This is a genomic window from Streptomyces cynarae, assembly GCF_025642135.1.
Classification (GTDB): Bacteria; Actinomycetota; Actinomycetes; order Streptomycetales; family Streptomycetaceae; genus Streptomyces; species Streptomyces cynarae.
This window is the reverse complement of sequence record NZ_CP106793.1, coordinates 8,846,460-8,864,280: the sequence shown is the minus strand read 5'-3', so window position 1 is coordinate 8,864,280 and position 17,821 is coordinate 8,846,460. Positions and strand designations below refer to the sequence as shown.

General features: G+C 68.1%; 13 protein-coding genes. 1 reads left to right on the top strand and 12 read right to left on the bottom strand.

From position 1 onward, the window contains the following. Positions 1-35: 35 nt before the first annotated feature. The 3 genes from N8I84_RS40180 to N8I84_RS40170 all read right to left on the bottom strand — a co-directional run bounded on the left by N8I84_RS40180 (position 36) and on the right by N8I84_RS40170 (position 2,433). A complete protein-coding gene (locus N8I84_RS40180; protein WP_263234444.1) occupies positions 36-1,301 on the bottom strand; it encodes an MFS transporter in 1,266 nt (421 codons plus the stop codon). Positions 1,302-1,654: 353 nt separating this feature from the next. Beyond that, entirely contained in the window at positions 1,655-1,966 is a 312-nt protein-coding gene (locus N8I84_RS40175; protein WP_263234443.1) for a hypothetical protein, read from the bottom strand. Beyond that, on the bottom strand, positions 1,966-2,433 hold the full coding sequence (locus N8I84_RS40170) for an NAD(P)-binding protein (protein ID WP_263234442.1): 468 nt from the start codon (positions 2,431-2,433) through the stop codon (positions 1,966-1,968). The genes N8I84_RS40175 and N8I84_RS40170 overlap by 1 nt, the downstream gene beginning before the upstream one ends. A 174-nt stretch (positions 2,434-2,607) precedes the next feature. On the opposite strand from N8I84_RS40170, the gene N8I84_RS40165 reads away from it, so the two are divergent. After that, on the top strand, positions 2,608-3,243 hold the full coding sequence (locus N8I84_RS40165) for a CbrC family protein (protein ID WP_263234441.1): 636 nt from the start codon (positions 2,608-2,610) through the stop codon (positions 3,241-3,243). 188 nt (positions 3,244-3,431) lie between these two features. Here the strand turns inward: N8I84_RS40165 and arfA are convergent, their stop codons facing one another. The 9 genes from arfA to N8I84_RS40120 form a co-directional block, all read right to left on the bottom strand. Then, positions 3,432-4,991, bottom strand: coding sequence for an arabinosylfuranosidase ArfA (arfA, locus tag N8I84_RS40160; RefSeq protein WP_313884329.1), 1,560 nt, complete (start codon positions 4,989-4,991; stop codon positions 3,432-3,434). 352 nt (positions 4,992-5,343) lie between these two features. Beyond that, entirely contained in the window at positions 5,344-8,385 is a 3,042-nt protein-coding gene (locus N8I84_RS40155; protein WP_263234440.1) for a glycoside hydrolase family 2 TIM barrel-domain containing protein, read from the bottom strand. Positions 8,386-8,451: 66 nt separating this feature from the next. Beyond that, entirely contained in the window at positions 8,452-11,904 is a 3,453-nt protein-coding gene (locus tag N8I84_RS40150) for a putative Ig domain-containing protein (protein WP_263234439.1), read from the bottom strand. A gap of 405 nt (positions 11,905-12,309) precedes the next feature. Continuing rightward, positions 12,310-13,245, bottom strand: coding sequence for a carbohydrate ABC transporter permease (locus N8I84_RS40145; protein ID WP_263234438.1), 936 nt, complete (start codon positions 13,243-13,245; stop codon positions 12,310-12,312). Continuing rightward, positions 13,242-14,174: a carbohydrate ABC transporter permease gene (locus tag N8I84_RS40140; protein ID WP_263234437.1), complete on the bottom strand. Its 933-nt coding sequence runs from the start codon at positions 14,172-14,174 to the stop codon at positions 13,242-13,244. The genes N8I84_RS40145 and N8I84_RS40140 overlap by 4 nt, the downstream gene beginning before the upstream one ends. Positions 14,175-14,179: 5 nt before the next feature. Further along, the gene (locus N8I84_RS40135; protein ID WP_263234436.1) at positions 14,180-15,517 is read right to left on the bottom strand and encodes an ABC transporter substrate-binding protein; all 1,338 of its coding nucleotides are present in this window, start codon (positions 15,515-15,517) and stop codon (positions 14,180-14,182) included. A 235-nt stretch (positions 15,518-15,752) separates the two neighbouring features. Next, positions 15,753-16,115 (bottom strand): substrate-binding domain-containing protein, encoded by a 363-nt coding sequence (locus N8I84_RS40130; RefSeq protein ID WP_263234435.1) that lies wholly within the window; start codon positions 16,113-16,115, stop codon positions 15,753-15,755. A 151-nt stretch (positions 16,116-16,266) separates the two neighbouring features. Continuing rightward, a complete protein-coding gene (locus N8I84_RS40125; RefSeq protein ID WP_263234434.1) occupies positions 16,267-16,659 on the bottom strand; it encodes a hypothetical protein in 393 nt (130 codons plus the stop codon). 89 nt (positions 16,660-16,748) lie between these two features. Then, positions 16,749-17,801, bottom strand: coding sequence for a hydroxyacid dehydrogenase (locus N8I84_RS40120; RefSeq protein WP_263234433.1), 1,053 nt, complete (start codon positions 17,799-17,801; stop codon positions 16,749-16,751). Between the last annotated feature and the right edge of the window lie 20 nt (positions 17,802-17,821).

The following is a 17,821-nucleotide window of genomic DNA, read 5'->3' as shown; positions in this document are numbered from 1 at the left end:
GCACATCGTGGCAGTCCCGATGGAGCGTACGTCCGTCAGGCCGTCCGCTCCGGCAGCGGCCGGGAGTCGACGGCACCGACGTGGCGGCGGACCGCGAAGAGACCCGCCGCAAGGAGGGCGGCGGCCAGCCCCAGCACGGCCACCGCTCCGGCCAGACTTCCGACCGCCGACTCCACGGCGAGCAGTACGAGCGGGCAGAGGAACTCACCGCCGAAGAAGGCCGCCATCCACAGTCCCGTGCCGCGGCCGCGGTCCTCGAACGCCAGACGTGACATGGCGCTGGTGAGGAGGGCGGGCAGCAGTATGCCGGTGCCCACGCAGTTGATCACAGCTCCGACGACCAGCAGCGGGGCGTTGCCCGCCAGGAACATCACCCCGAAGCCGGCCGCACAGAGCGCGAGGACTGCGGGCAACATCGGAGCCGGGGAGCGCCTCAGCCGGGCGAAGGTGACGGCTCCGCCCACGGTGGCGGCGCTCGAGACCGCGGTGGCCAGGCCGATGACACCGGAGTCCTGCACCCCGAGACCGTCGAGCAGGTACGACATCTCCACCGGTACGGTGTAGAAGACTATGGCCCCGAAGAAGGTGAGGGCGCAGATGCCCGCCATCCGCCGCCACAGGAACGGGCGGCGGCTCTCCGCCCCTACCGGGACCTCGTCGGCGGTCGCGCGGACCGCCGGGTTGGGCAGAGCGGTCGCCATCAGCGGGGCGAGGACCAGGCTCACGGCGTACATCCAGTAGGGCACCCGCCAGCCCGCCGATCCGGCGGCCCCACCGATCACGAAGAAGACGGTGGCCGACGCCGAGGCGCACATGGTCTGCAGGGCGAGGTACTTCACCCGCCGCGGACCGCTGTAGTAGTCGCCGATCAGCGTGGTGCAGCACGTCATGATGGCGGCCTCGGCGACACCGACCAGGGCGCGGCTGGCGATGATGGCGCCGAGGGAGTTCAGATAGAGCGGTGCCGTCCCGAACACGGCGTACAGGAGAGTCGTCACGATCAGCAGGCGCTTGCGGCCCAGCCGGTCGACGATCACCCCGGCGAACGGGGCCAGCAGCGACAGCGCCAGCGCCGGGACGGTCAGCGCGAGGGGAACCAGCGCCTTGGCCCCCGGGGACGACTCGAAGTGGTCCTGCATCTTCGGCAGCACCGGTGCGATCAGCACCGCCCCGAGGATCGGCAGACAGCTGCCCGCCATCAGCAGGGTCACGCGCAGTAGATGGGCCGGGCCGGAGACAGCGACGGGCGACGACGCGGCGTCGTCGACCGCGGTGGCAGACGGCGGGACGGAACCAGGCATGGCGACTCCATGGGACGGCGTACGGAAGCACACATGCCTGTATGGGCGCTGCAGCGCACGGCATGCTGAGGATGGCCTCACGTCGGCCGCTGATGTGGACAGCCGCGTGCGGATCGGGACGACTATGGGCTGCCCCGCGCCCCGCTGCCATCCCTCGAGCGATCCGAATCTCGTATCCGGCTCATCCACACCGTGGATGACCGTGGTGACAGCACTGTTCCGGACATGCGCAGACAGCGGTGTCCCGGGAAGCCTCCGACCGGACCAGGGGGCACCGCACACGTCCACTCATGGTGACCCAGGCGGTTCGCAACAAGCCTCAGGGGAATCGCTGCAGTCGCGGTGGCCAGCGGCTACAGGACGTCCACGACGAGATAGCCGTCGATCCGGCGCAGGTGCTCGCTGTCGGGGTCGGGCGGTAGCGCGTGGCCGAGGTCCCCGGCGCGGACCTCGCTGATCCACTGGTCGTGCTGGTACTCGTGGTTGATGAGAGCGGTCAGCAAGCGGGCGGTGACGATGGCGAGTTGGGTGGGGGCTCCGACCCGGCCGGCGGCGATGTCGCCGATACGGGCGTGCACGCGCTCCGCGACGGTCTCACGGAACTCGGTGAGCCGTTTGACCGTGCGCAGCGTGCCGCGGAACTTCTCCGGGTTCGCCGAGTCCATCAGGGCGTCCAATCGGCCGGGGCGAGCAGAAGCGGACGTTCGCCGAGGAGTTCGGACCCTTTGGCCGCCGATCTGGGGATGCCGTCACCGCTCGCTCGGCGGCGGCGAGAGCGCCTTCGATGTGTCCGGCGTACTGGTCGGCCGTTTCGGTCGAGGCCCAGTGCAGCCTGCCGTCCAGGGCGGCCTTCTGGTAGAGGGGGGCCGAACAGGGCCCGGCGCCGGAGTGCCGCAGGGCGTTGAAGGTGGTGACACCGGCGCATGTCGGGCCCCTTGGCGGCCCACCGCGCTGTTCGGCTTCGCACCGGCCCGGGGCCTCGGCCGCGATGCCGAGTCACACGTCCGCCGCAGCGGTCCCGGGCCTCCAGGCACACGGTGTCGCGCCCGGCAGCGACCAGAGCGGAGGTAGCGGCAAGGCCGACGATCCCGGCACCGGCCACGACGACGTCGTGTCTGTCACGCTGGAGCATGTACGGCTCCCTCTCTCTGCTCCCGGCGCGGACGGGCCGGTGGAGCTTGGAGCCGCCGCCGACGCCGCCTGGCATGGGCTCCCGGCGCGCAGGACGGCGAAGCCGACGGCGGACTTGTCGGCGCTGAGAAGCACGAACAGGAGTCTCTACAAAGCGCGAATAGAGGTGCCAGTCGTGGCCGACCGAGCTGTGCGCGGTGGTGAGCCGGATCCCGGTGTCGTCGACCGTCCCGCGGATGTCCCCCTGCCGTTCGGCGAGCCGGTGGAGGTGGCGCGCCTGCAACCACGCCAACTCGCCGACGGCCGGCCGGTATGCCAACTCGCAAGCGGGTCCATCCGCGCCGCCGCCGAGACGTGCGCTTGCTGCGGGCGCGACACCGGCTGGATCTACACGGCCACCTTCTACACCGCACACGAGGTCGACGGACGTTTCTGCCCGTGGTGCATCGCGGATGGAAGCGCGGCTGAACGCTTCGCCGGTGAGTTCACCGACTCCTACGGGCTTGACGGCGTCAGCGAGGATGTCTTGCACGAGGTCACCCGCCGCACCCCTGGCTTCCACGCCTGGCAGGATCCGCACTGGCTCGTCCACTGCCAGGACGCGGCCGCGTTCGTGGGCGAAGTCGGCTACAGCGAGTTGGCGGCGCATCCGGCAGCCCTCGACCAGCTGCGCGTCGACATGCACATCGACGGCCGGCGCGACGAGCACCAGCTTGAGAACTTCCTGACGCACCTGGGCGAGGGGGCGACCGCCATGCTTTTCCGCTGCACCATCTGCGGCGACCATCTCGCCTACGCCGACGCATCCTAGAAGTGAGTCTGCGACAGCAGATGAGGGGTGCAGGCGATGCCGGCGAAGGCCAGGAAATGGCCGACCCGCGTTCTTGCGCCGGCGCAGGCGTCAGCATCCGGCGAGCCAGGCCGTGGTGCGTTCGATGGTCCAGCGGTGCGGGCCCGACGCTGGCTGAAGTCTGCACCCTCGCGGGCCATTCGGGGCGATCACACCAGAGACAGTCCCTCGGCGAGCCGGATCACGTTCCAGGACAGCGGTTCGAGGACAGCGCTGAGGGTGCCGTCGCTCAGGGTGGTCCCGGAGACCTGGTGCGGGGTCACGCGTTGCGGATGGGTGAGGGTGTTGCGGGCGTCGGGGTCGGCGTCCGCGAGGGCGTTGTGCTCGACGACCGACGTCAACCCGAGGCCGTTCAGGGTGACTTGCAGGGGAAGGGATTGGGTGCGGCTGCGGTTCACGGCGAAGACGGTGACCGAGCCGTCCTCGGCACGCACGGCGGTGGCGTGCAGCAGGTCTGCCTCGCCGTACTTCTCCGTCTCGTACGTCGGCGAGTCCACCCGCACGTCGAGGACCTGCCCGCGGCCGTACTTCGATGCCTGCGCGAAGGGGAAGAACGTCGTCTGCCGCCAGGCCGGGCCGCCCGGCTCGGTCATGATCGGGGCGATCACGTTGACGAGCTGAGCGAGGCAGGCGACGGTCACCCGGTCCGCGTGGCGGAGCAGCGCGATCAGCAGGGAACCGAAGACGACGGCGTCCAGGACGCTGTAGTTGTTCTCCAGCAGACGGGGTGCCTGCGCCCAGTCCCGCGAGTCGGAGTTCTCTATCCCGTGCCACTCCGCGGCGTACCAGACGTTCCACTCGTCGAAGGACAGATTGATCTGCTTCTTCGACTTCAGCCTCGCACCCACGTGGTCGCAGGTGGCGACGACGTTCTCGATGAAGGACTCCATGTCGACGGCGGAGGCGAGGAAGGACTCGAGATCGCCGTCCCGGGGCTCGTAGTAGGCGTGCAGGGAGATGTAGTCCACGAGGTCGTACGTCTCCTGCAGCACCGTCGCCTCCCACTCGGCGAAGGTGGACATCCACTGGCCGGAGGAGCCGCAGGCGACCAGTTCCACGGACGGGTCGATCTGGCGCATGGCGCGGGCCGTCTCGGCGGCGATGCGACCGTATTCCGCGGCGGTCTTGTGACCCGTCTGCCAGGGGCCGTCCATCTCGTTGCCGAGGCACCACAGCCGGATGCCGAAGGGGTCCTTGTCGCCGTGCGCCCTGCGCAGGTCCGACAGGGCCGTGCCCTCCGGATGGTTGGCGTACTCCTGAAGTTCCAAGGCCTCGGCGACGCCGCGCGTGCCGAGGTTGATCGCCATCATGGGCTCGGCCTGGGGGCCGATCTTCTTCAGGAAGGCGATGTACTCGGACAGGCCGAAGCGGTTGGTCTCGGTCGACCGCCAGGCGAGGTCGAGGCGGCGTGGGCGGTCCTCGACCGGGCCGACCGAGTCCTCCCACTTGTAGCCGGAGACGAAGTTGCCGCCGGGGTAACGGATGGTGGTGACGCCGAGCTCGCGGATCAGCTCCAGTACGTCCGTGCGGATGCCCGCCTCGTCGGCCGAGGGATGGTCCGGCTCGAAGATTCCGGTGTAGACGCAGCGGCCGAGGTGTTCGACGAAGGAACCGAAGAGGCGGGGGTCGACCTCGCCGACGGTGAAGGAGGGGTCGAGGGTGAAGCGGGCCGGGCGGATGGGAACGGCATCGGCGGTACGGGGGCTCATGGAGGTCCTTTCCACAGAGTGCTTGAGCGTCGGCCAGGCATTGCACATCGCTGTTTCCCGTGCTGTCGGCGTACGGGCCCGTCAGGGACGTGGTCCTGCCGACGCTGATCTTCCCAGGTGGAGTTCACCCCGCGCAGGGACGTCCTGGGAGGCGAACGGGTAGGAGTAGAGGCGTGCTTGACCACGTGCGGGCAATCAGCGTACGAGGGCCCCCGGTGGGGGAACGCGGGTTACCTGATGCCTGAGGTGGAGATGCCGGCGATGAAGCCGTGCGGTGGTACGCGCCGCGGCCGGCGCGGAAGCCTGCCTCCCGCAGGGCGGATCCCGAACGAGCGGGGGCCAGCCCGGTTGATCAGTGCCTTACGGCTGACCCAAGTCCCCCTTCCGCATCACCGGTGCCCAGACGCACGGTGAGGGTCGCCGAGTGGGGGTGGAGGCGGTGCTGGGGCAGGGCGTCCGGGCCGCAGGAGGCGCTTCCGAGCCCGTGGTGGGCCAGGTCGAGGGTGAGCCAGAGGGTGCCGTCCGGGACGAGGTCGCTGGTGTGCCGTGCAGCGTCCATGGCCTCGGCCGTCCACGGCCGCAGGGACAGGTCGACGCCGGTGGGGGCGGAGAGGTGCAGCACCTGGCCGTCGGCCCAGCGGATCTCCGCTTCGCGTACGCCGCTGCGGTTGCCGTTCTCCTGGGGCCGCACATAGGGGGTCTGCAGTTCCTCCACGGTGGCGTGGAACCTGCCGAGGCGGACGGCCCGCCTGCTGTCGCGGTATGACTCGCCGGGCCCGTACCCGTACCAGTCGAGGCTCGCCGCGCCGCCTGGCAGACCGAGCCGGATCCCGAGTTTCGGCAGGGTGGCCGGCTGCCCCGGTCCGGCTCCGTGGCGCGGATCCCCGAGGCCGGTGTCGAGCCGGCCGACCGGGGTGAGGTCCAGCTTCAGCTCGAGTGCGCCGGAGTCGTAGGCGGTCCACGTCCAGCGTCCCTGTATGCCTCCGTCCTGACCGGCGGCCCGGCTGACGGTGTCGACGACCAGCCGCTCACCGTGGAGTGCGCAGTCGACGGTGCGGTGCACGAGCCGGTGCAGGCCCAGTTCTCTCCACGCCCGCGCCTGTCCGTTGCCGCCGCGGTCGTTGTCCGTGGGGGCTCGCCACAGGTCGAGTCGGGGGCTGACCAGTGCCAGGTCGCCAAGCTGGACGAGTGCACCGAGGGCGTCGAAGGTCGCCTCACCCAGTGTCCAGCCTCCCGTCGTGCGCTGCGGGCGGGTGGGGACCGGCTCGCGGCGCGGTTCCTCGGGCGTCGTAAGGATCAGCTGCGTGAAGGCGATCTCGTGTCCGGCCGGGACCCCGTTGTGGTCCTTGGCCAGTACGGCGCGCACGGTCAAAACCTGTTCGCGGCCGGCCTGCGGGGCTGTGGTGGCGGGTTCGTCGAGGACCACCTCATGGCTCGTGCGGGCCGGGAGCGGTGGCAGGTCCAGGACGCCGTCCGCCAGCGGGACGCCGTCGGCTTCCATGCGCCAGTCGAAGGCGAGGAGGGAGGTGTCGAGGAAGTCGAAGTCGTTGCGGATCAGCAGTGTCAGCCGGTTCGACGCGTGCTCCAGTCGCATGCGGACGGGGGCGATGACGGCCTTGTACTCGACGAGGCCGGGTGAGGGGCTGCGGTCGGGGAAGACCAGGCCGTCCGCGATGAAGTTGCCGTCGTGGACCACCTCGCCGAAGTCGCCCCCGTAAGCGTAGAAGGGCCGGCCGGCGTTCGGGCCCTGGGTAGTCTTCCGGAGGATGCCATGGTCGATCCACTCCCACACGAAGCCGCCGTGCAGCCGGGGATACCGGTCGAACAGCTCCTCGTACTCGGACAGGCCGCCAGGACCGTTGCCCATCGCGTGCGCGTACTCGCAGAGGATGAACGGCAGCCGCCGGCGGTGCGAGTCGGCCGCGGCGTCGGTGGTGCGGGGCTCGGCGTGCATCCCGATGAGGGCGACCTCGTCGGGGCTCGCGTACATCCTGCTGTACACGTCCACGTAGGGGCTGTCGTAGTCGCCCTCGTAGTGGATGAGTCGGTCCGGGTCGCGGCGGCGGGTCCACTCGGCCATCTCCCGGATGTTGTCCCCTTCGCCGGCTTCGTTGCCCATCGACCACATGACGACGCTGGGATGGTTCTTGTCGCGTTCGACCATCCGCTGGACCCGGTCCAGGAAGGCGTCGCGCCAGCGGTCGTCGGCGGAGGGGTTGTTCTTCCAGCCGAGCGGGCCGAAGCCGTGCGTCTCCAGGTCGCATTCGTCGATCACCCACAGGCCGTACTCGTCGCACAGGTCGAGGAACCGGGCGTCGGGCGGGTAGTGGCTCGTGCGGACCGCGTTGATGTTGTGCCGCTTCATCAGCAGAACGTCGGCACGCATGGTCTCCGGATCGAGGGTGCGGCCGGTCTCCGGGTGCCATTCGTGCCGGTTGACGCCCCGGAAGCGGATGGGCGAGCCGTTGACGGTGATGGTCCCGTCGACGATCCTGACGGTGCGGAATCCGACGGCGAGGGTGAGCGTCTCCCCCTCGGACCGGAGCGTGCCCGCGTACAGCCGGGGCGTCTCGGCCGTCCAGGGCTCGACGTGGGCGATCCTCTGCGGCTCGCCGGTGGGCAGGCCCATGACGTCGAGTTCGGGGATGTCCACCACGGCGGGGACGTCGCACTCGACCAGGAGCAGGCCCTCGCCGGTGCGGTGGTCGAAGTCCGCGTGCACGAAGTGGTCGCCGATCGCTCCCGCGGGCCGCTCGATCAGCTGGACGGAGCGGAAGATGCCGGAGAGCCACCACATGTCCTGGTCTTCGAGGTAGCTGCCGGCGGACCACTGGTGGACCCGGACGGCAAGAACGTTTCGGCCCGGCCGAAGCGCCTCGGTCGCGTCGAACTCGGCGGGCAGCCGGCTGCCGGTCGCCCAGCCGAGCTCCGTGCCGTTCAGCCAGACCGTGAAGTGCGAGTCCACCCCCTCCAACCGCAGCACCCAGCGCGGCCCGGGAGCGACGGAGTCGACGGCGAACTCCCGGCGGTACTCGCCGGTGGGGTTGTCCTCCGGCGGGTGCGGCGGATCCACCGGGAAGGGATAGACCACGTTGGTGTAGGCGGGCAGGCCGAAGCGACCCCGGCCCGCGTCCAGGAGGTCTCCGTTCTCGTCACGCAGGCCTTCCATCTGCCACATGCCGGGAACACGCACGTGGTCCCACACCGAGTCGTCGAACTCTGCCTCCTGGAAGCCTTCGGTCATCTCGCCCACTGACGGACTGAGCCGGAATCGCCAGCGACCGTCCAGATCGATCGTCCGGGCGTCGCTGCGGGCGCTCGCCCTCGGGGTCATACGGCCCTCGCCCGGGCTGAACGAGGCAAGCCGCCTGCTCGTCGGGGTGTGCGGGGTCATGGAACGCCCTCCGTAGCGGGATTGCAGGGGTCGGGGTGAGGGTGTGCGCACGTGCGCGCCTTCGGATCACGCGTCGTGCTTGATGTCGCCGTAGAGTTCGACCTCGGAGAGGTTGCCGTACCAGCTCGTGGCGTTGTAGATCCGCAGGTACCGGTAGTGGTCTCCGCCCGAGGTGGGCTGGTCGCTCCAGGCGTTCGCGGCGGCCCCGGTGAGTGGCTTGGTGAGGTCGGTCCAGGTCTGGGCGTCGTTCGACCCCTGCACGACGGTGCCGTTGGCCCGCTGCGGGTGGCTGGTCCGAGGCAGGATCAGAACCTCCTCGGGCCGTACGGTCGCGTGCGCGCCGAAGTCGATGACGTAGTACGCTCCCGCTCCGCTGTTCAGGTCGCCGTACGTGTCGGGGTCGCGGTCGAAGAGCAGGTAGCCGACCTCGTCGGCGCCCAGTCCGCTGCCCGGCCACTGTTTGTCGGAGGCGGTGACGGTGGCCAGCTTGGCCACGTCGACGAAGTGCGTGGGGTCGCCCGCGATGTACAGCTTCGATCCGTCTGTGGTGCCGTAGGCGGTCGGCCCGGCCTTGCCGTTGGCGTCGAGGTAGTCGACCGCGACCTGGATGTCGCCCGGTGGCACGTTGTCGAGTTCGACCGATGCGGTCCAGTTGACGCCGTCCGCCGAGTTCGCCTTCGCCGTCACACCTTGGACGGTGACGGTGACCTGTTGGATCGGCTTCTTCGCGGTAACCGAGACGTCGACGGTGTCACCCGTCATGATCTTGCCCGCAATGGCCTGAGGTGAGGCGATCGAGGTCGCCTTGACCAGGTTGCCGATCTCGTGCCGTTCGCCGTAGATGTGGAACTCGGTCATCTCGAACACGTTGCGGACGATGCCGTAGAGCACGTCGGGCAGGGGTTTGAGCATCTGGACCTTGAGGTAGCGGAATTGCGCCTCGCGCTGAGCCGGGTCGACGGCGAGCGTGTTGAAGTCCTGAGTGAACTGGGTCACGCCCGGGGTCAGCCGGGTCCAGTTCTTGCCGTCGTTCGAGCCGTAGACGGTGGAGTTCGCGAGCCGGTCGGCGAAGATGTTGCTCTGGAATCCGAAGCGGGTCGCCGAGACCCGGAAGTCGGGCCCGAAGTCGAAGGTGTGGGAGAGGTTGACCGCCTGGCTGTACACGGTCCCCGACTGGTTGTCGCCGTCGACGAGGTTGCCGATGTTGGCCCCGGCCGTGGAGGCGACCACGAGTGAGGGGTAGTCGAGACTGCCGTCCACGGCCGTGTGCGGGGAGACGAGGGTGAGACCGTCGACCGCCGTCACGAGGTGGGCCAGCGCCGCGAGGTACTCGTCGTCGGTTCCCTTCGTGCGCAAGGCCTCGGCAGTGGTGAGTGCCTGGTCGTAGGCGGTCCGGGTGTCGGAGACGTACTCGGCGTCGGCGTCGTGGCCTTGCTGGGCGAGCGTGAGCGCCTCGAAGCGGTTGTGGGCGGCGGCGAGTACGACGTGGTGGCTCGCCACCGTGGTGCCGTCGGAGACTGTCACGGTGATGACGGTGGAGCCGGCTGCGGCGGGCGTCCAGGTCAGTTGGCCGGTGGAGGCGTCGAGGGTCGCCCCGGTGGGCAGTCCCTGGGCCGTGTAGGCGAGGCTGTCGGTGCCGGTGTAGTGCGCGGAGAGGTCGGCGGTGGCGGTCGCGCCCTTCCAGTCGACGATGCGTGCGGTGGAGGTGTCGTCGAAGGTCGGGGGTGTCAGTTCGGCGGCGGCGTTGGTGTTGATGTGATCGATGTCGATGGTTCCGTTGCCGGTGGCCTGGATGAACAGGATGTCGCCGATGGAGTGGGGGTACATGACGTACCGCCATTCGCCGCCGGTGTTCGGCACAAGGATCGTTCGGTCGTCGTGGCGGTCGAGGCGCAGCCGGACCTCGCCGTCGGTGCGGATCCGGAAGGCGAGGAGCTGCTTTTTACTCGAGCCGCTGAGGTAGGCGATCTCGGAGCCGTGGCCCGCGGTCGACATCCGCACGTAGCCGGTGTCGCCGTCGGTTCTCTGCTCGACGTCGCCGGAGAGGCGGGTGTACTTGTTCTCGACCTCGAGGATGGTCGGACTGGCAGGCAGCGGCGGGACGGTTTGCCCGGCCGCCGAGGCCGGCGCGAAGAGCCACGAGTCGCCGCCTCCGTCCACGTTGTCCCATGCGTTGTTGAGGCCGCCGCCGTAGTAGAAGAGGGGGCCGTTGCGCTTGGCGTACGCCTCGGCGAAGTACGGCGCGAGTTTCTTGACGTCCTCGCCGCGGGTGAACGCGTAGTAGTAGTAGATGTCCCAGAAGCTCGCGGTGTTGTAGCGCCCGCGGTAGCCGTACGAGATGTGGTTGTAGGTGTCGCGGATGGTGCCGTCAGGCGAAATGGCGTAGGCCATCGGAGTCCACGGGGTGTCGTAACCGAGCATGTATCGCCAGAAGTAGTCGGCGGCGGCGAGGATCCGGTTGTCGAGGAACTCGTAGGGGCCGACTGCGTTCGGGGCGTCGGAGACGGTGCCGGCGACGGGGTCGACCTTGGTCCCCTGTGCCAGGAGCATGCGGGAGATGATCGCCGCGTTGGTGAGGTCGCCGCCGCCGTGGGCCTGGTCGCGTCCCATCTCGGCGTGCTGGACGTGCGGGTTCTTGATCGGCTTGCCGGTGGCGTCGTTGGTGTCGACCCATCGGAACAGCCGCGCGATCGAGCCGTTGAAGCCCTGGTCCTTCGCGGTGGCGTTGACGGTGAACCACTCGACCGACCGCTTGTAGAGGGCGGTGTCGTCCATGAAGATGGCTCCGGCCATCGCGCCCATGAGCGGGTAGCTGTGCTGGTTCATGAAGTAGTTGTTGTCGTTCTGGAAGGTCTTGATGACCGGGACGACAAGGTTGTCGGTGAACGCCCGCGTGTCCGCGTCGGTCCAGGGGTACCCCTCGTCAGCGCACGAGGTGTAGCGCAGCAGCTCGGCGGCGGAGACCATGCGGTTGAGGGGTATGCCGGTGTGGATGTGCGAGTCGGTGAAGTACTCGTACTTGGCGGGGTCCATCTGCTCCCAGATGCGGATGATGTCGAGGGCGTTCTTGCGGTAGACCTCCTCACCGGTGAGCACGTAGAGGATCGCCTGCGTGTAGGACTTCAGGCCGTCGGCGATGAAGCGGCCGTTGAAGCCCTGACTGTTGAACGCGTCGGAGGCGGGCTTGGTCGGGTCGGCGCTGCTCCGGTTGGACGACGTCACCCCGGTCCCGGCCGCCGACGACCGCCGCATCGCTTGCAAGGACGAGGTCCAGGGTTCCGCGCCCGCGGCGATCTGCCGACGGGCGTTCTCCAGGATCGGTTCGGTCAGGCCGACGCCGGGGTGGACGAACCCCTGCGCGCTGACAGTGGACCGGAACGTCACGGCACACGTGCCGAGCTCCTGGGCGGCGGCAGGCCGGGCTACCGCGATGAGGAGTCCGGTGACGAGCAGGAGCGCTGCGGCGAACGCGCCAAGTTGTCGGACGCGAGCACCTGCGGCGGCTGGAGTCGGATTCACAGAGAGCACCTTCTTCCTTGGGCGGAGGATTCAGAGGAGGAGTTCGGTGCGAGCAGGAGCCCTGCGGCGAACGCGTCGGCACGCACGGCGGCGGATCAAGCAACGGATCGACCGTCACGACGGGGATGTTCTGCCGTTCGAGGCACTGGTACTGGGATGCAGCTGGTCCGGCGAGGTCGAACAGCACACCGGAGGATCCGCGCGCGGCGAGCCTGTGCACCACCGGTCAACGAACCCTCCTTCGCTCGAGGGAGCGCGTGCCGTCGAGACGACCAGGTCGTAGCCGGCTTCGTCGACGGCGGTTTCCGCTCCGCGCAGCACAGCGCCCGATCGCGGCCCGTACAGCCAGGAGCCCTCACCAGGGAGCCAGGAGCCGGCCGTTACGTGCGCCGGGCGGACGCGGGGTCACTTGAGGCTGCCGAGCGTGACCCCCGAACGCCAATAGCGCTGCATCGAGACCATGAGGATCACCATCGGGATCAGCGAGATGATCGATCCGACCACCACCATGCCGGTGAGGTCGACGGAGCTGTCCGTCTTCACCTTCAGCCAGGAATACAGGCCGAGCATGACCGTCCACTTGGTGCTGCTGCGCAGGAAGACCAGCGGACCGAAGAACGAGTTCCACATGCCGACGAAGCCGAGGATGAAGATGGTCGCGGCGCCGGTGGACATCAGGCGGGCGCCGATCGTGAAGAAGATCCGGTACTCCCCCGCGCCGTCGATACGTGCCGCCTCCAGCAGCTCGGGCGGGACGGCTCCCTCCGCGTACACCTTGGCGAGGTAGACGGAAAAGGCGTTGAAGAAGCTCGGGAGGATGATGGCCGACGGGGTGTCGACGAGGTTCAGGTCGGTGAAGAGCAGGAACGAGGGAATGGTCAGCAGGGCGCCGGGGATCAGGAACGACCCGATGATGCAGCCCATCAGGAATCCGCGGCCCTTGAACTCGTACATGGCAAGGGCATAGCCACAGGCCACACAGATCAGGGTCATACCTGCGGTGCCCAGGAACCCGTAGATCAGCGTGTTCCGCATCCAGGTGAGGAAGATGCCGTCCTCGTAGGTGAACAGCTGCCGCAGGTTGGTCCCGAGGTGGATGGTCGAGAACCACAGGCCGTTGGTGGTGTAGAGGTCCCGCTGGCTCTTGGTCGCCGAGACGATCAGCCACCAGACAGGAGCGAGCGAGTAGATCAGGAAGAGAACGAGGCCGGTGATGACGAGTGCTTTGGTACGGGTGGCCTGGTGGGGCTGACTGCCCTCGCTGCGCCGCCGGACTGGCCTCGTGCCGGCCGGCTTCGGTGCGACGGCACGGCCGTTCGTCCTGTTCATGGTCGTGGTCATGAGGTGGGCGCCTTGTTCGTGAGCCGGTAGAAGATCGCCGAGGTGGTGCCGACGACGACCGCGAGGATGATCGACAGGGCGGCTGCGTAGTTGAACTCGCCCTGGCTGAAGGCCCAGTCGTAAATGTCCATGATCGGGGTGAAGTCACGGGTGACTGTCTCAGGCGTCATCGACCGGAACAGCACGGGATCGCTGAATATCTGCAGGGCTCCGATGATGCTGAGCACACTGGTCAGCACCAGGGATCTGCGGATCAGCGGCACCTTGATCGACCAGGCGATACGCCACTCCGAGGCCCCGTCGATGCGGGCGCTGTCATAGATCTCGGTCGGCAGTGCCCGCAGCGCGGAGTACACGATGAGCATGTTGAAGCCGATGCTGCTCCATGCGATCAGATTGCCGATGGATATCCAGATCATGGAGCCGCTGTAGAAGTCGGCGCTGATTCCGAGATGTTTGAAGAATGGTGTCAGCGGTCCCACAGCCGGGCTGTAGATGTAGATCCAGATGAGCGTCGCGACGATGCCGGGAATCATGTAGGGGATGAGGAGCGCGATCCGGAATCGGTTGGCGACTCGTTGCGACGCCGCGTCGAGGAGCAGCGCGAGTCCCACGGCGGCCAGTTGGATCAGCGGGATGCTGATCGCCCCGAAGAGGGCGACCCGGCCCATGGCGCCCCAGAAGTGGGTGTCCTGGAGCCCCTTCGTGAAGTTGTCGAGTCCGACGAACTCGACGGTCTTGCCCCCGAATCCCAGTCCTGAGCTCTGCTCCCGGTACAGGCTCTTCCTGAGGGCCATGACGATCGGCGTCACGGTGAAGAGCCCGAACCCGAGGAAGAACGGCACGGTGAGGGAGGCGCCCTTGAGCGCCATCACTCTGCGCCAGCGCAGACCCGGCGCGCGGGACGGCTGCTGCTCGACGACGGTCATTGCTGTCAGCCCTCGACGTTGATGTGCTTGGACTTCAGGTCGGCGACGGTGTACGTCTGCATGTGCTCAAGCGCCTGCCGGACTGTGATCTTCTTGGTGACGATCTTCGCCCACTGGTCCTGGAGTTCGGCGAACACGCCGGTGTAGTTCGGCCCGACCACCCAGGAGTCCTTGGCACTGGCGACCGCCTTGAGGATCACGGTCTTCGCCTCGGGCCGGTACGGCCCGAAGAGCTTGGGGGGGACGGCGGAGTCCACCCACGGCGACGGGTCGGGGATCGCGCCGGGCCAGGTGTACTGCTTGGTGTCCTTCTGGTAGGAGGCATCGATCGCGTCCTTGGAAGTGTTCAGCCAGACACCGGCCTCGGTGGCCTCTTTCAGGTGGGCGCAGCCCTTGGGCACGAGCATGCCGGTGTTGGCGTTGTGCGCCTGGGTGGTGAACGATGTCGCGTCGGAGAACTGCGGGAGGTCGATCGGTTCCCAGTCCCCCAGCGTCTTCTTGTAGTTGAGTTCGTACTTGGCCAGCTGCCATGTCTGGGTCGGCAGGGAGACCATCTTGCCGGAGTCGAAGTAGCTGATGAGTGCCGGCCGGTCGGTGTACGTCTGGTTGGCGACGATGCCGTTGTCCACCAGCTGCTGGACGATGTTCCCGGCCTTGAGAGACTCAGGGGACAGGAAGTCCACCTTCCACTTGTCCCCGTCCTGCTTGTACCAGGAGCCTCCGGCCTGCTGGACCAGATTGACCAGGGTCGACGGGTCTTCGCCGGCCAGGTTCATCACGTAGATGCCGTGCTTCTTGAACTCCTTGCCGGCCGCGATGACGTCGTCCCAGGTCTTGGGGGGCTTGATGCCGTACTGGTCGTAGACCTTCCGGTTGATCACCATGAACGAGGGGTTGAATCCGGTCGGGATCGCGTAGTCCCTGCCCCCGGCCTGGATGGCGGGAACCGATGCCGGGATGAAGAGTCCCTGCTTGACGTAAGGCTCCAGGTACTGGGTGATGTCGGCGAGCAGTCCCTCACCGACCAGGCCTGGGACCTCCGCGCCGTTCTTGACCAGGCACGGGACGTCCTTGCCCGAGGCGACGGCGTTGCGGAGGTTGGCCATCGCTCCCGGGTTGTCGACCTGCTTGACCACCTGGATCTTGACGTTTTTGTGGGTCGCGTTGAACTTGGCGGCAACCGGCTCGGTGCTCTTGGCCTCGTCCCAGGTCCACCACTTGATGGTGACCGGGCCGTTCGCGCTGGAGTCGGTACCGCCCTCACTTCCACCGCCGCAGGCGACCAGGGCCGCGGACAGCGCCATCGCGGTGGCGGAGGCCAGTACGACCTTCTTGCGGTTCATGAAAACCCTCCCAGGGGTCCGGGCATGAATGACGACCCGATCGCCTTGCCCGTCCGTGCGTACCGGAACGGAACCATCACAGAAATCGCTCTCTACGGAAGCTAGGTGCTCGTCGCCCCCCGAAGCAAGATGTCAGGCAGGAAAATCCTCTGTTAAGAGGCACTGTCCGCCCCTCGTGGGACCAAGTCCGCACCTACGAAGACGAGGTCCGAAGCAGTTTGAAAGAGATCGTTTACTATCCATCGATCCAGGACTCGGCACGCCTCGCGCAGGCCGGGCAGGTCATCGGCCGGGGTCCGGGTGGAGTCCCGGACGACGACATGTGTGCCGAAGAACTGGTGCCGGTCTCGGGGAACTCCTCGCGGTGCAGGGCCAGGCCTACCGCGGCACGGCCCAGTTCCTCGTGCGGAACGTGGACCGTGGTGAGTGCCGGGTACACGTCGAGCGCCGTCGTGATGTCGTCGTAGCCCGCGGTGGTGACGTCGTCCGGCACCTGGATGCCTTCCTCACGCAGCGCCTGTATCGCGCCGGCCGCAACAATGTCGGTGGCCGCGACCACCGCGCCGAAGCCTGCGCGGGAGGCGAGCAGCCTGCGCACCGCCGGTAGCCCGAACTGCGGAAGAAGAGGCCGTCCACGGTCAGTGCAGGGTCGTGGCACAGGCCGCTGATGCGCTGGGCACTGGTGGAAAGCCCCTGCACCCGGCCCGGACAGCTCACCCGGCGGCGCCCGGAACTGAGCAGGTGCGTGGTCAAGGCGAAGGCGCCGCCACTTGGAGCCGGTGCTGCCACCGGATACGGTCGCCCGGCAGCGAGGCCACGCCGCCCAGCACGAACGACGAGACGTTCTCGATCCGCGCCTGCCTGCTGCCCGCCGTCACCTCGCTCCAGCACCGCACCACCGGCAACTTCCCCATGAGCAGGTAGTGGACCGAGACCCGCAGATCGGTCTCGGGGCCGTGCAGATGGACTGTCAGATGCCCGGCCTCGGCCACATGGTGCTCATAGCGCAGCCGGGCCCCGGCTGCGGAGTCGACATGGCGTTTGTCCGAGGTCCCGACCCGGCCGTGACCCGTGACCTCCACCTCGCCGAGCGGGAGCGCTGCACGACTCTCGGCCGACCCGTTCAGGCTGAGCAGACGCACGTGGCTCTCGGGAGATATCCCGAAGTTCAGGCTCAGGGCGCCGTTACCCCATTTCTCGCCGCCTGCCCTTTCTTCAGTCGTGGGCGGCGTCACTCGGCCGCCGGTATCGGAGCGCCCGCGGACTGCGGGTGCTCCGGGTTCGCGAAGTCCTCACCGCGTGCGAACCTGATCACCTCATCGACCACGTGCTCTCCCATCCTGCGCAGTTCGTTGCCGACGGAACCGGCCATGTGCGGAGTGAGGAAGACGTTGTCCAGGTCGTAGAACGGGTGGTCGGCGGGCAGTACCTCGGGGTGGGTGACATCGAGGATCGCGTTGAGGCGCCCTGCGGCGAGTTCGGCGAGCAGCGCGTCCTGGTCGATCAACGCCCCCCGGGCGCTGTTGATGACCGTCGCACCGTCCGGCAGCAGCGCCAGCAGTTCGGCTGTGATCATGCCTCTCGTCTCGGGCAACAGTGGAGCATGCACCGAGACGACATCGACCGACCGCATGAGTTCGGGAACGCCGACCACGTGGACGCCGAGAAGTGCGGCCTCCTCGACGGACAGGTACGGGTCCGCCACGACGATCCTGAGGTCGGTGCTCTGCCGCAGGCGCTCGATGACGAGTCGGCCAATGCGTGAGGCACCGATCAGCCCCACCGTCCGCCGGTAGTTGCCCGCGTCGGGAAAGGCCGCCTCACGGTCGATGAAGTCCCTGCGCTCGCGGTACAGCCTGGCGGATTCGAAGATCCGCTTTCCGGCCAGCAGGATCATGGCAACGCTGTACTCCGCTACTGGAACAGCGTTGGCGGCGCCGGCGTTGGCGAAGCGCAGCCGTTTGGCGAGCACCGGATCTGCATGCAGCGGCGGCAGGGCGGAGCCTGCGGCGCTGACCACCGCCGCGAGTCGAGGAGCACAGGCGAGGGCGTCGGCGTCCAGCGGGGGGCACCCCCACCCGGTGAGCAGGACGTCGGTGTCGGCGAGTTCGGCGCGCGAGGACGGGGAGGTGAACTCGGTGAGGATCTGCGGGGACACCTTCACGGCCCCTTCCAGGCGGCGCCGGACGGCATCGGGAAAGAGATGGTCCGCCAGGCCGGGGGGTGACATCGCGAGGGTGCAGCGGATGTCCGAGGTGGCTCGACGGCGTGGCTGCAGGGTCATGAGTTAACGTTTTCTCTCAG